This window comes from Thiothrix subterranea, from assembly GCF_016772315.1.
GTDB classification, from domain to species: Bacteria; Pseudomonadota; Gammaproteobacteria; order Thiotrichales; family Thiotrichaceae; genus Thiothrix; species Thiothrix subterranea.
In genome coordinates this window covers 794223-808518 of the sequence record NZ_CP053482.1, presented here as the reverse complement: position 1 = coordinate 808518, position 14296 = coordinate 794223, and the positions used below count along the sequence as shown (strand labels likewise).

The window sequence follows — 14296 nt, the reverse complement described above, 5'->3', positions numbered from 1 at the left end:
CATCTACCCAAAGGCTTGTATCGGGGCAACATTGCTGAGCATAATGTACTAATATAAAGTTTCAGCGTTAAGCAACAACAACCAGAATCGCTATTCATCCAAAATAATTAAAGGCCGAAAAAAGGTTATGCAGGTGATGAATCAGGGATGCCACATTCTTATACAGATAAAGAATCAATTGAAGGGGAATTGCAGTGAATAAACAAGCCTTGAGCTTAGCTATATTCATCGCCGGAGCTTATCCTGCGGCTTCCAGCGCTTTGGGGCTTGGAGACATTGAGTCCAACTCTCACCTGAATCAGCCGTTACGCGCAAAAATTGACTTGTTGTCTGCTGCCCCGGCAGATGCCAGTCAAATTCAAGTTCGTTTAGCCCCACCCGAAGTATTTAATCGGGTGGGTGTCGCGCGTCCTGACTTTCTGGGCAGCTTGCGTTTTACGCCGACCGTGCAGGGTGGCAAACCCGTCATTCTGGTGTCATCCGATGCGCCGATTCAAGAACCCTTCGTTAACTTCCTGTTAGAAGTCAGTTGGCCACAAGGTCAATTGCTTAAAGAATACACGGTAATGCTGGATCCGCCGGTGCTGATGCAACCGGGTAACACCGTTGCAGGCGAAGCGGCAGTGCGGGCAGAACCCAAAGCAGCGGGTAATGTCCGCCGCCAAGTGCCTGCATCCGCGCCTAGACAAGCCGAAGCACCATCGCAGCAAGCGGCAGTGCCAACGCGAAACCGTACCTACCGGGTTAAATCGGGGGATACGCTATTCCGAGTCGCTTCACGCCTCCAGCGTTCCGGTGTCAGCAATGATCAGATGATGATGGCTTTGTTCCGTGCCAATCCGGGGGCGTTTGTTGATAAAAATATCAATAACCTCCGCGCCGGTGCGGTGATGAAAGCCCCCGGTAATGACACGATTAAAGCCGTTTCGCAAGCGGAAGCCCGTCGTCAGATTCGCCAGCAAAATGCCGAGTGGCGCGAATTGAGAAAATCGTTGGCAGGCAATACAGTGCCGCAACAAGCTTCAGCCAAATCCACTACTACCAAGCAGCCTGATCAAAAATCCGCAAGCCCTGAAACCGCCAATAAACCAGCTAACAACGCTGCTGACAAAGCACGTCTGGAAGTGTTGGGTGCAAAAACCGGTCAATCAGCGGCTAATAATGCGGCGGTGGCAGCGGGCGCGGCTAAATTGGCGGAAATCGAAAAGCAATTGGCCTTGGCGAACGAGTCATTATCAGCCCGTCAAAATGAAAATAACGAACTCAAATCACGGGTGACAGACCTTGAGTCCATGCTGAGCAAGAAAAATCGCTTGCTGGCATTGCGTGATACCCAACTTGCAGATTTGCAAAAACAATTGTCGGCTAATGGTGTTCAAGTAGCGCCCATCACTGATACCGCTGATGCGTCTCAAGGCCAGCCGGTTGCGTTGACACCTGACCAAGGCAAAGACATTCAGACACACATGGCGAATGTCGCGGGGCAAGACAACAACACGGTACTGAGAACCGAACCACCCGTGGCACAAACCGCGCCACCGGATGCGCCGCCTCAGAATACTAATGTCGCGCCACCTGCACCAACTCCGGTAGCGGGTACTACGAATGCTGTGCCGTTAAAACCCGCTATTGTGCCCGTTACGCCAGCGCCAGAGGCTAAACCGGCACCCAAAGCGCCGCCAGTATTTGCGGATCAAGCCGGTGACAGCAACGATTTGCTGGGTTTACTGACCTCGCCATTGGCATTGAAAATTGGGGCGGGTTCGTTGGCATTGTTGCTGTTGTTGTGGCTGTTAGGACGTCGACGTAAACCCGAAGAAACCAGCCAATCGAACAACCGTGTTGCCAATTTGGATGATGATTTCGACCCGCCTGTGGAAAACGAAGCGTTAACCCTCGGTTCGTTGGAACGTGAATTGGAACGCGCGGAGAAAAGTTCCAATACCAGCACCAACACCAAGATGGGCAGTGTCAGCACACAACATTCGCACGATCCGTTTGGGTTGGACTTGGGCGATGATGAAATGCCCGGTGCGGTGGCTTCCCCCGCGTCTGCTGAGCAAGGCGAAGACGATTGCCTGACAGAAGCGAATGTTTACATCGCTTATGGCCTGTACCAACAAGCCGAAAGTGAGCTGAAGAAATGCATTGAGCGCTTCCCTGAAAAGTTGGAATACCGCCACAAGTTGTTGGAATGCTATTTCGTGGCGAATAACCGCGATTCCTTTGACAATCACGCGCAACAGTTCGCGCTGATGCAAGGTGCTAGTCGGGATGCCTTGTGGCAATCGGTTGCCGAATGGGGCCGTAAGATCAGCCCGGATAACCGTTTGTATCAGGGTAATGGTCATGCGGTTGATATGCCTTCCGTGGCGGCAACTGTAGCAACGGCATTAGGCGGTGTTGCGGCGGCAACGGCTGGCTTGGCCTTAGCAAAATCGGATGAAACGGTTAAAGTTCCAGCGGTAGAGCCGCCACAAGCGTTGCATCATGCCGCGCCACCTGAGTTGCCGGAAGATGACTTTAGCGATTTGGATTTGGGCGAACTCGATTTCGATGACATTGATCTTGATAAGTTATTGCACGACACTGACGATGGCGATGCAGAGACGCAAGTGCAACCCGCATCCCCTCTTGAATTGCCAGACTTGGCGGATGATGTGGCACACAAAGCTCAGGATGCGCTGCCGGAACAAGACGATTTTGAGCTGGACGATTTAGATGATAACTTCGAGCTGGATTTCGACTTGGATGCAGGGGATGCGCCAGCCGTTGTTAAGCCTCAGCCAGAAAGGGTAGCTGAGCCGCAAACCGGTCTTCAGGATGATGATTTTGACGATCTGTTGGATTTTGATCTTGATGATTTTGACAGCAATACCACGCTGGCAACACCGCCAGCGGTCGCAGCGGTTGCGCCTGAAATAGCGACAGTCGCGGCGTCGAGCGCCACGCATTTGAACCTGCATCTGGACAATGAAACCGGCATCGGGCGCATTTTGCCGAAAGATACTTTCTACGCGCCCATCAGCGACGAAGACAAGGATTGGTTAGGCGATATTGATGATGCGCTGTCATTCCTTGACTTCCCCGATGAGGAAATTGACTTGCACGAAGCGCATATCAGCACCAAGCTGGATCTTGCCCGCGCTTATCTGGATATGGGCGACATCGAAGGCGCACGTAGCACCTTGGAAGAAGTCATGGTCGAAGGCAACGACGATCAACGCCGCGAAGCCGAAGTCTTGCTGCACCAGACGGGTTGAGGAATCCTCGCTTTCACGTTATAAAGGCCGGTTAACCCGGCCTTTTGTATTTTTGCCCTGAGATAAGTGTCATGAAATTTGCAGCTTGTATTGAATACGACGGAAGCCCTTTTTTCGGCTGGCAGCGCTTGAGCCACGGGCCGACGGTACAAGGCAATGTTGAAAAAGCGCTGTCTACGGTAGCGGCAGAACCGATTGCGGTGGTGTGCGCGGGGCGTACCGATTCGGGGGTTCACGGCATTGGGCAAATTATTCACTTTGAAACCAACGCGCAGCGCCCTTTGCGCGGTTGGGTGTTTGGCACGAATGCGCATTTGCCGGACGGCGTGGCGATGCGTTGGATTCAGCCGGTCGCGGATGATTTTCACGCGCGGTTTTCGGCACGTTCGCGGCGTTACCGTTACATTATCCTCAATCGGCAGGCGCGTCCTGCGCTGTTGCAGCAACGGGTGTGTTGGCAACATGGCGCGTTGAATGCTCAACTGATGCATGAAGCCGCTCAAGCGTTGTTGGGGGAACAAGATTTTTCCAGTTTTCGTGCGGCGGGTTGTCAGGCGAATCACCCCATGCGTGAAATGCTGGAAATCAGTGTGCGGCGCGACGGTGAATTTATTTACCTCGATTTGGTAGCGAATGCGTTTTTGCATCACATGGTACGCAATATCGCCGGTTCCTTGCTGATGGTGGGGGCGGAAGAGCGCCCCGTGGCGTGGATGGCGGAATTATTGGCGCAACGCAATCGTGCGTTGGCAGGGATGACCGCGCCTGCATCTGGCTTGTATTTTGTGCATGTGGATTATCCTGAACGCTTTGGCTTGGCTTCAGATTACCATTTACCCCGTTTCATCTTGTGAAAAAACTGATTAACAGATAAGCATTTTCGTCAACATTTTGCGATTCAGCCGCTATACTTAATAGCCATAGTGTTGCGAGGTGACAAGGAGTGTCATTCATGAAAATCAATCATCAGCTTACCCCACCCGCTAAAGGGTATTTTATGTCGCATGTGCGCCAACCCGGTTATCAACACTGGGGGATGCGGGTGTTGGCATTGGCGTTTGACTTGTTGTTGATCAGTATATTACTCATGTTCGTGCTGTTGTTTGCGTTTGGGCAAACTTGGCTGCTGTATCACGCTTCTTATGGAAGCAGCGCTTTGCATGGCGTATTAGTGGTTGTGCCGCTGGTGTATTTCCTCGGATTTTGGGGTTTATTGGGGGCAACCCCCGGCAAGCTCTTATTGTGGCCTTGGTTAACGGAATAACCCGCCAATTTGACCTGAATCTGTATTTCCTGCGCCTGCTTTGCTGTAGTCTTGCCATTGAATGAACCTAAAAAAGGATGAAGGCGATGCAGGTGCAATACGATGTCATCATTGCGGGTGGCGGCATGGTCGGTGCAACACTGGCCTGTTTATTAGGCAAGGCGGGCAAGCGTGTTGCTGTACTCGAAGCGCATTCTCCCAGCGTATTTTCCCCGGAAGACCCTTATGATTTGCGCGTCTCGGCACTCAGCCGTGCATCGCAGCGAGCGTTGCTGGATGCCGGTGCATGGGAGGGGATTGCTGCCCGCCGTGCATTTCCTTACGAAGTCATGCACGTATGGGATGCCACCGGTTCGGGGGAAATCCGTTTTGATGCGGCAGATTTGGGCGAACCCGACCTTGGGCATATCGTGGAAAATCGGGTGATTCAACTGGCGTTGCTGGATACGCTGCAAACCTTGGATGGCGTGGATTGGTATTGCCCCGATAAGCTCGTAACGGTGGTGGTGGATGAGCAGCGCGTGACCGCTACCTTGCACAGCGGGCAAACCTTGCAAGCGCAATTGTTGGTGGGCGCGGATGGGGCGCAATCCAAAGTTCGTGAACTGGCGGGCATTGGCATGTCCACCCAAGACTACGGGCAAAAAGGTTTGGTGTGCGTGGCGCAAACCGAGTTGCCGCATCAATTTACCGCTTGGCAACGCTTTATGCCGAGTGGCCCGGTCGCATTCCTACCCTTGGCAGAAGGTTTTTGTTCGATTGTGTGGACATTACCAGCGGATCAGGCGGATGCGATGTTACGCTTGTCAGACAGTGATTTTTGCCGTGAATTAAGCCAAGCGCTGGATTACCGTTTGGGTGAAGTGATCGCTGTGGGGGAACGCGCGGCGGTGTCGTTGCGAGGGCGTCATGCCGATTGTTACAGCCAAGAACGGGTAGTGTTGGTGGGCGATGCGGCGCACACGATTCATCCGCTGGCGGGGCAGGGGGTGAATTTGGGCATCAAAGATGCGCTGGAATTGGTGGTGCAAATTCGTCACGCTACGGGCGATTGCGGCAGCCCCAAGGTTTTGCGGGCTTACGAACGGGCGCGGCGCGGTGACAATATCCTCACTCAAAAAGCGATGGAAGGTTTCCGGCTGCTGTTTGGCAATACCTTGACCCCTTGGAAAATCCTGCGAAATTCAGGGTTGACTGTCGTGAATCGCATGGGCTTTCTAAAATACGAAATGGCAAAACGTGCCATGGGCATTTGAAAATACTGCATAACATTGGAGGATGACATGAAATTACTGACCCGCGTTACCAGTACGGTAGCCTTTTCACTGTTGGCTGCTGTGGCAACGTTGCAAGCGGATGAAGTGACCGTTAAGCAAGGCGATCTTGAATTGCGTGCTGACCTGACCTTGGCAGAAGGCAAAACCGCGAAAGACGGCGTGATTATGTTGCTGCATGGCACACTGGCGCACAATAAAATGGAAATCATGCAGTCCCTGAGCGATTTGCTGCAAGAAAAAGGTTACAACACCCTCAACGTCAACTTGAGTTATGCGCTGGATAAACGCCCCTCCGAAATGTTGGATTGCACTATCGAACATAAGCACAAGCATGAAGACGCGGTGGCGGAACTCGATACCTGGATGAACTGGCTGAAAACGCAGGGCGCAAGCAAGGTTGCGGTGTTAGGGCATTCACGCGGTGGCAATCAGGTGGCGTGGTATGCGTCTGAAAAAGATTCCGAGTTGCTGGAAAAAGTGATCGCGGTTGCGCCTGCCACGGCTGATGCGGATAAAAGCAGCAAAGAGTACGAGGAGCGCTACAAAAAGCCCTTGGCTGACATGATGACCGAAGCGACTAAACTGGCGGGCGACGGTAAGGGCGCAGACATGATGGCACTGCCCGGTTTCGTGTATTGCGAAAACGCCAAAGCAGCGGCGGATAGCGTGGTGTCTTACTACAAAGATGACGAACGCAAGAATACCCCCAGCCTGTTACCCAAAATTAAAAAGCCGATGCTGATTGTGATGGGTTCGGCGGATGAAGTGGTGGCAGATTTGCCTGCCAAGCTTGAAAGCGTTAAGCAGGATAATCTGACAGTGGAAACGGTCGACGGCGCCGACCATTTCTTTATGGATTTGTACGCCGATGAGTTGGCAGACAAGGTTGCTACGTTCGTTGATTGGAAGTAGTTATTTGTGGCTTTCCAACATCCCCAAACGGGTGAGGACTTTTTTGTAGGTGCTGAGCACTTCAGGCATCAGGGTACGCTGGATATAGTCCAGCACCCATTTACGGTCACGTGGCCCGACGGCTTCGGCGATGAAGTTGCCGAACGCTAGGCTCATCGAAAAGCCGGGTTCTTGCCCGACTTTTCCCCACGTTGTATCGGCGTAATCTTCCATGCGCTGGTTTAATTTGTTGATGAACGGGTTACGGTAGTCGCCGGGGCCGCCGAAGTCGCGGGCATTGTCTTGCACGTGATCGGCGATTTTCAGCGCGAACATCGTAATCATCGCAGCACGGTCTTCGTCATTCAGGATGTCGTGAGCAATGCGGTCGAGGACGTGGATCATGAAGGCCATGATTTCTTCCATGATCATTACGCGCTGCATTTGGGTATCGGTCTGGAAATTCTCGTTTTCGATTTCCACTAGGGTTTGCATCCCTATTTTCCAGGTATTAAACGCCAGCACACTGACGGTATCTTCCAGCGAAACTTCACGTTCCTGCTTATTCCACTTGGTTTTTAGGCGTATGCGCACGGGGTTTTCCTCTCTCAAAGCTAAAACAGTGCGGCATTATAAGGGTAGCGGATGCGGGAATGCGAATGGTGGGGTGAATCTTGCTATTATCGGGTAAAACGAACGAGGTAGGTTTATGCACACACAGCATCATGATTTGATTCAAACCATCCAACGCAACTGCCACATTGCCGACGCTCGCCACGCGGGGGATTACACCTTATGCGTTTATCTGCTGAAAATGCGCGAATTTTACCGCTGGGAAAAAGGCATTCGCCTCAGCGATGTGGTGATTAGCGATGATGTGGGCGAATGGCTCACCCAACGTGAAGCGGTATGGGATGCGTTGGATGAGCAAGATTACGCACCGTTATCGCTCAATGGCAGCGGCGAACATGACCCGTTTGCTAACGAAACGATCAATACCGCGTTGAATAGTGTGGGCTTGGTCTACAGCGCGGGCTACGGTCGGCGTTGCCGCCCGCTGTTTTTCTTGGCGGAATTGGAACAAGTGATCGAGCAAGACGATTACACGCTGTTGGTAGCGGGGCGCGAACTGGCGCGGGATGTAGAAGCGCCACCTGCAATGAATCAAGGCAAGCACGTCTTTATCCGCCGGGAATCCTTGCGCCGCATGTTGTGGGAAAAGGTCGATGAATGGCGTTGGAGCGGTTTGGATAACCCGATGGGGCGGGCGTTGGCGCACTACGATTTCGATGCGGATGTCGAAGCGGCCTTGGATGCAATGGCGGCGGCTGAAATTCAAACGGTGATTGCGCACGAAATCGGCGAAGTGAAAGCGGGGCAGGTGTTGGGTGATGCAGAATGGCAAACGATGCTGTTTGCGCTGCCGCCGTCGCACGCGGACATTATGTTGCGGGCGGTGCGTGATTTGTTGGCGGATTGTTTGCATACTTTGCCGGAATTGCTGGTGCGGGGGAATGCGGCTTCCATCCATTTCTATTTCGGCAATTTGTCGGCGATGCGCAAGAAGCTTGCACCGCAGTTGGTGGCGGCGTATCAGCATTGGCATGAGACGGGCGATGCGAAGAAGATTGCGGCGTATGCGGAGTGGGGGCGCGAGCATTGGGCAACGGTTGGGCGCAAGGCGTTGGCGTTGTTTCAGGCTAAGGGTGTGGCGGCGTTGGCGGAGATTGAAGCGATGGTATCTTGCGTGGACTCATAGCGTGGACTACACTGGGTCAAATACTTTAGGAATGCCGCTATGTACGCTACCAATGTCCGTGAACTCAAAAAAAATCCTTCACTGGCATTACGCCATGCCCGTGAAGCCCCCGTGTTGGTGTTAAAAGGGGATGAGCCTGATGCACTGTTGATACATCTGGATAAAACCCTCAGTGACACTACGACCGGTTTGCGCCCGGCACTCGCTGCCAGTTTGTTTCGTGATGGTTTGATGTCATTAGGCAAAGCAACTCGGATCAGCGGCTTAAACATGGGTGCTTTCATCAAGCATTTGGGAAGTCTGGGGATTGAGATTGCTCGACCTGATGAAACTACCGTCCACGAAACCCAAGATTTGTCTGCATGGCTGTCATAATTAGCGATACCGGCCCGTTATTGGCATTTGCGGGCATTCATCAGCTAACGATTCTGCAACAACTGTTTAAAACGGTGTGGATACCGCAGGCGGTTTGGCAGGAATCTCAAGCGCACAGCGACGACGCTGCTCAACAAATTGCTACCGCTTTGCAACAAGGATGGCTGCAAGTGATGACAGTACCCCCGCCACAGGATTTTCCGGTGAGTCTCGGTGAAGGGGAGCAAGAAGCTATGCAGTTTGCTATCACCAACCCTAGTGCCTTACTTATCATGGATGATCGGCTGGCACGACGCGAAGCTTTGCAACGCAAGTTGGCATTTGTCGGTACGGTGAAAGTGTTATGGATAGCAGAACAGCGGCATTTGATAAGTGATGCAGCCGTGCTGTTAGATGCGATGGCGGCAAATGGTTATTACCTGTCCCGCCAATTGTTGCAGCAAATCAGCGAGTGAAGTTAGTGAGACTCTTGCCAACTGCAACTAACGTAGTCGGGCAGTGTCATTGGGTATCTCTTGTGATACGACGCGGTGGTGCTTCGAATTGTGGTTCTGAACTTCCCGATAAAGCGAGGCGATGGGTACCCTCACGTTCGATCAGCGCTTTGAGACTTTCGTTCAGTAGGCTGGTTATTTCGGTGATGCTGGTCAGTTCAACGGCTTGGTGTAGTAAGTCATCATCAAGGTTGAGTGTGGTGTGCATGACAGATTCCTTGCCTCAGTATTGTGGGAATAGTCTATGTGGTGTTTGCTGCTTTTAACAAGTTGATGCAACGGATTTGCTGATTTTTTGTGTGCAATCGGGTATACATAAGCCACGATAATCATCTTCAAGGGCTGTAAGATAGCATGACACCTGCAATTTACCTTTCTAATGTGCATAAGCATTTTTCGAGTGGCGCGGCGACTGAGCATACTTACCGTGGTGATTTGCAGGCATTGCTGTCGCAATTATTACCTGGGTTACTTGTTACCAATGAACCAAAACGTCAGCAGTGTGGTGCGCCCGATTACATTATCTCGCGTGAAACCAAGGGGCGAGATGCACTTGAAGTCGGTTATATTGAAGCCAAGGATATTGGTGAGCCATTAGAAGGCAAAAAGCATAAAGAGCAATTTGATCGTTATCGTGCTGCTCTTGCTAATTTGATTATTACGGATTATCTGGACTTTCATTTTTACCGTGAAGGTGAGCGCACGGTGACGGTGAGGATTGGGGAGGTGAAAAACGGTAAGGTGATTCCTTTACCGGAATATTTCGATACATTCATTCAGTACATTAAAGATTTTGCGCTGTTTCAGGGGCAAACGGTTAAGTCACCTGAAAAACTGGCTAAGATGATGGCGGCAAAGGCTCGATTATTGGCGAATGTTATTCAAAGTGCTTTAGATAGTGATGAGTTATCTTCGGCGAACAATGCATTGTATTCACAATATGAAGGGTTTCAGAAAATTCTGATTCATGATATTGATACGAAAGGCTTTGCCGATATTTACGCGCAAACGATTGCTTATGGGATGTTCGCTGCACGTTTACATGACCCTTCTTTAGATGATTTTTCGCGGGAAGAAGCGGCGAAATTGATTCCTATGTCTAATCCGTTTCTACGTAAGTTGTTCCAATACATCGCTGGTAATGATTTGGATGACCGGATTGTGTGGATTGTGGATTCATTGGTGGAAATATTCCTTGCTACCAACGTTGCCGAATTGATGACACAACACGGAAAGCAAACACAGCGTCACGACCCAGTAATTCATTTCTATGAAACCTTCCTTGCTGAATACGATGCAAGTTTGCGTAAGGCGCGTGGGGTTTGGTATACGCCTGAGCCAGTGGTCAACTTTATCGTGCGAGCGGTGGACGACATTCTGAAAACAGAATTTGATTTGTCCGAAGGCTTGGCGGATGCCAGCAAAACCACGATTAAAGTAGATATGCCTGTGGTGAAAGGGCGGGGTAAAGAACGCGCAACGCGGATAGAAAAAGTAGAGAAAGAAGTTCATCGCGTGCAAATTCTTGACCCTGCTTGTGGCACGGGTACGTTTTTAGCAGAAGCGGTGAAGCACATTTACCAAGATTTTGAATCCATGCCCGGCATCTGGCCTCAGTATGTGAAAAATGATTTAGTGCCGCGCTTGCATGGCTTTGAAATTCTCATGGCATCTTATGCGATGGCTCATCTGAAAATGGATTTATTATTACGCGAAACAGGCTATGAGGCTAAAGATGATCAGCGTTTTAATATCTTTTTAACCAATGCTTTGGAAGAACATCACCCTGATACGGCGACTTTGTTTACGGCTTGGCTGTCTGATGAGGCGCAAGCAGCGAACTATATCAAGCGTGATACGCCCGTGATGGTAGTGATTGGAAATCCACCTTATAGTGGTCATTCTGCAAATAAAGGTAAATGGATTGAAGACTTACTGGCAGATTACAAGCAAGAACCGGGTGGTGGCAAGCTGCAAGAGAAAAATCCGAAATGGTTGAATGATGATTACGTTAAATTTATCCGCTATGGACAATTCTTTGTAGAAAAGAACCGTGAGGGTGTGCTTGCCTATATCAGCAACAATGGCTTTTTGGATAATCCTACTTTTCGTGGGATGCGTTGGCATCTACTCACCACGTTTGACAAGATTTACATCATCGACTTACACGGCAATAGCAAAAAGAAAGAAACCGCTCCAGATGGCAGCAAAGATGAAAACGTCTTCGATATTCAACAAGGCGTTTCGATCAACCTATTCATCAAGACCGGCAAAAAGAAAAAAGGACAACTAGCCGAAGTTCTACATTGCGACTTATACGGCAGCCGTGAATCAAAATATCAAGAACTTTTAAATAAGAATTTAGAAGGTTTCAAGTTAAAAAAATTGGCTCTTCGGTAATTCCCGTGGTGAGCCACAACATGTAGTTTTGACCTTATGCAAAAGATTGTCCTCGCGCAAAGCGTAGGTCAATCTGAATCTGCTGAAAAAATCGTTTAACATCCAACAAGCCATAACAGCGTCGTTTGATGACTTTAAGCTTGTTGTTCAAGCCTTCGACAAAACCCGACGTATGCCGGTCTTCAAAATAGTTGGTAATGCTGTCTTGCCAAGTTTCGAGCAAGGTCAGGAATTTATCGAAACAGCTTAGCCCTGATTCCGTCACTTTCTGTTTCCAAGCATCCAATTGTTGGTTGGCTTCGGCTTTGGTTTGGTATTTCATGAAGGTTGCCGTCAGTTCATGACGTAACAGCCATGCTTGTTTCAGTTCCGGTGCATAGCCCAAGAAATGGCTGACTTGTGCTTGTTGTTCTGCGTCCAGCGACCAGAAATGGTGACGAAACGGCCATAACATCCCCTGACAGTACTGTTGGTAGATGTCCTCTGGAAGGTTTTTCTTGAGTGTTGTCAGCGTTTCTTTGCGCAAATTATCCACCGCCTTGTTGTAGTATTGTGCCACATGGAAACGGTCAACCACGATGTGCGCATGGGGCAACGTTTCCTTGACGGCGTTGCTGTAACCTTCATGCATATCGCAGCAAACGCGCTTTACCGTGGCTTTCAGGTGCGCGGGAATGCTGTTGAGAAACGTCACCACCGTTTCTTTTAGGCGATTGGGTAGGATTGCCAGTACACAAACTTGGTCGTTCTTATCCAAGGTGGTGATGATCGCGACAAAATCCTTGTGACCTTTCTTCAGGGCTATCTCGTCAATACCCAAGGTGCGTAATTGGGTGTAATCCGCCCACTCCACCTTGGCACGGATGCAACGATTAACCGCCCCTTCCACCGCATCATGCCCGACATGGCAACGGCGGCTAACATCGCTTACCGTGGAATTACCCAACATGCTCACCAACCAAGCATCAAACGCTTTGGTGTGCGGGCTACGGGGTTCGTGCCAGCTTAGTCGTTGAGTTGTGGTCGGGTGATCATCACAGTGAGGGCAACGGTAACGTTTGGGGCGGATTTCTATCCATACATCACGCCCAAATACCGGCAGGTGGCGCAGCAGGATCGGTTGATCATAACCATGAAACTCCGTGATCTCCCGCCCACAACGGCGGCAAGTCGTCGCGTTCAGGCTGCTTTCCACCTCTAGGATGAATTCACCCTTTTCACCAGAACGGTTTGATAGTATGTGAACATCGGGAATGTCGAGCGGAATTTGGAAGGTTGCGGTCATTGTTAGCTTCTACCTGCCGATGGTTGATATAGCCTCAATACTATATGTTGTGGCTCACCACGGGAATTACCGAAGAGCCAAAAAATTAGATATTTATGCACCCCAATATGTCTTTTCTAACAAGGACACCTCATCGGAAAAATCTTACAACAAAGGGTTTTCTTTATCAGATCTTTTTCATGAGTATTACCTTGGACCAAACTCTCATCGAGATCATTTTGCTATAGCTTTTGAGAAAAGAGAAGCAGAAGAAAGGGTTGCTGATTTTATGGATAACTCTATCAGTAATGAGGAATTTTCTAGGATTTACGGTCTATCTGATAATAGAGATTGGAAAATAGATAAAGCTAGAAGTTTAGATAGTAAACCAAATCCAGTAAAATGCTTATATCGTCCTTTCGACTTCCGCTATATGCTATATGGTTCTTATGCGTTTGATTACCATAGACCATCATTGAATGATCAGTTGCAAGAAAACAATGTTGGACTAATTTTTACGCGCCAAACGAAAGAGAATTTTTCAGTTTTTATTTCTAGCATTCCTCTTGGACAACATAAAATAGCTACTCCTTATGATGGAAGCTATGCCGCCGCATTATATTTGTACTCAAAAGACAATAGTCTTTACGGTCTTGAAAGTAAAAAGATGAAGCTTAATGTAAAATCAGAGATTTCCAAAAAAATATCTAAAATATCTAAAATATTTAAATTAGAATTTAGTGATGAAAGTGTGGTAAAAAAAGATGGTTTTTTGGTCGCTATTGACATAATTGATTATGCTTATGGAGTTCTTTACTCACCTGCTTATCGAAAAAAATATGCAGAGTTTCTGAAGTCCGATTTTCCGCGTGTTCCTTATCCTAAGGATGCAGAAACTTTTTGGAAGTTGGTTAAATTGGGCGGTGAATTACGTCAGTTGCATTTGCTGGAAAGCCCTCTGCTCAAGAAATCCATTACCACGTATCCCAAAGCAGGCGATAATCTTGTTGCTCGTAAAATTGTTAGTAAAGACTGGGAGTTATACGATGCAAATAAATGTTTAGGACGTATTTGGATCAATGATGAGCAATATATCGACGCTATCCCGCTGATTGCGTGGGAATTTTACATCGGCGGATACCAACCGGCACAAAAATGGTTAAAAGATCGTGTCGGGCGCACACTTACTCTGGATGATATTCGGCATTATCAGAAAATCATTGTGGCGTTGAAAGAAACTGACCGTCTGATGCAAGAAATTGATCAGGCATGGAAACCTTAAACATGTTAGCAGTAAACTCTTTGCGGG

Annotated in this window: 13 protein-coding genes; 10 read left to right on the top strand and 3 right to left on the bottom strand. The window is 49.4% G+C overall.

Going from position 1 to position 14296, the window contains the following annotated elements; genetic code table 11:
• The first annotated feature begins 194 nt into the window (after positions 1-194).
• The 5 genes from HMY34_RS03890 to HMY34_RS03870 all read left to right on the top strand — a co-directional run bounded on the left by HMY34_RS03890 (position 195) and on the right by HMY34_RS03870 (position 6716).
• Positions 195-3263, top strand: coding sequence for a FimV/HubP family polar landmark protein (locus tag HMY34_RS03890; protein ID WP_202718001.1), 3069 nt, complete (start codon positions 195-197; stop codon positions 3261-3263).
• Positions 3264-3334: 71 nt separating this feature from the next.
• Positions 3335-4117 carry a tRNA pseudouridine(38-40) synthase TruA gene (gene truA, locus HMY34_RS03885; protein WP_202718000.1) on the top strand — a complete coding sequence of 261 codons (783 nt, stop codon included), beginning with the start codon at positions 3335-3337 and terminating at the stop codon, positions 4115-4117.
• Between the two features lie 98 nt (positions 4118-4215).
• Positions 4216-4527, top strand: coding sequence for an RDD family protein (locus tag HMY34_RS03880; protein WP_202717999.1), 312 nt, complete (start codon positions 4216-4218; stop codon positions 4525-4527).
• An 86-nt stretch (positions 4528-4613) separates the two neighbouring features.
• Complete coding sequence (locus HMY34_RS03875; protein WP_202717998.1) at positions 4614-5783, top strand: UbiH/UbiF/VisC/COQ6 family ubiquinone biosynthesis hydroxylase; 1170 nt, start codon at positions 4614-4616, stop codon at positions 5781-5783.
• Positions 5784-5810: 27 nt separating this feature from the next.
• Entirely contained in the window at positions 5811-6716 is a 906-nt protein-coding gene (locus HMY34_RS03870; RefSeq protein WP_202717997.1) for an alpha/beta hydrolase, read from the top strand.
• Here HMY34_RS03870 and HMY34_RS03865 read toward each other — a convergent pair whose 3' ends face one another.
• Positions 6717-7289 carry a hypothetical protein gene (locus HMY34_RS03865; protein ID WP_202717996.1) on the bottom strand — a complete coding sequence of 191 codons (573 nt, stop codon included), beginning with the start codon at positions 7287-7289 and terminating at the stop codon, positions 6717-6719.
• A gap of 115 nt (positions 7290-7404) precedes the next feature.
• Here HMY34_RS03865 and HMY34_RS03860 point away from each other — a divergent pair, with 115 nt between their 5' ends.
• The 3 genes from HMY34_RS03860 to HMY34_RS03850 are packed head-to-tail and all read left to right on the top strand — an operon-like array spanning position 7405 to position 9284.
• Positions 7405-8454, top strand: a complete 1050-nt coding sequence (locus HMY34_RS03860) for an Sfum_1244 family protein (RefSeq protein ID WP_202717995.1) — start codon at positions 7405-7407, stop codon at positions 8452-8454.
• A gap of 39 nt (positions 8455-8493) precedes the next feature.
• Positions 8494-8829: a UPF0175 family protein gene (locus HMY34_RS03855; RefSeq protein WP_202717994.1), complete on the top strand. Its 336-nt coding sequence runs from the start codon at positions 8494-8496 to the stop codon at positions 8827-8829.
• Positions 8817-9284: a PIN domain-containing protein gene (locus HMY34_RS03850; RefSeq protein ID WP_202717993.1), complete on the top strand. Its 468-nt coding sequence runs from the start codon at positions 8817-8819 to the stop codon at positions 9282-9284. The genes HMY34_RS03855 and HMY34_RS03850 overlap by 13 nt, the downstream gene beginning before the upstream one ends.
• A 46-nt stretch (positions 9285-9330) precedes the next feature.
• Here HMY34_RS03850 and HMY34_RS03845 read toward each other — a convergent pair whose 3' ends face one another.
• Entirely contained in the window at positions 9331-9531 is a 201-nt protein-coding gene (locus tag HMY34_RS03845; protein ID WP_202717992.1) for a type II toxin-antitoxin system VapB family antitoxin, read from the bottom strand.
• Between the two features lie 146 nt (positions 9532-9677).
• On the opposite strand from HMY34_RS03845, the gene HMY34_RS03840 reads away from it, so the two are divergent.
• Entirely contained in the window at positions 9678-11723 is a 2046-nt protein-coding gene (locus HMY34_RS03840) for an N-6 DNA methylase (RefSeq protein ID WP_202717990.1), read from the top strand.
• Between the two features lie 34 nt (positions 11724-11757).
• Here the strand turns inward: HMY34_RS03840 and HMY34_RS03835 are convergent, their stop codons facing one another.
• Positions 11758-13008 carry an ISL3 family transposase gene (locus tag HMY34_RS03835; protein WP_202716365.1) on the bottom strand — a complete coding sequence of 417 codons (1251 nt, stop codon included), beginning with the start codon at positions 13006-13008 and terminating at the stop codon, positions 11758-11760.
• Between HMY34_RS03835 and HMY34_RS03830 the strand changes: the two genes are divergently transcribed.
• Entirely contained in the window at positions 12977-14269 is a 1293-nt protein-coding gene (locus HMY34_RS03830; RefSeq protein WP_202717988.1) for a type ISP restriction/modification enzyme, read from the top strand. The two genes, HMY34_RS03835 and HMY34_RS03830, sit on opposite strands and share 32 nt — an antisense overlap.
• Positions 14270-14296 lie beyond the last annotated feature (27 nt).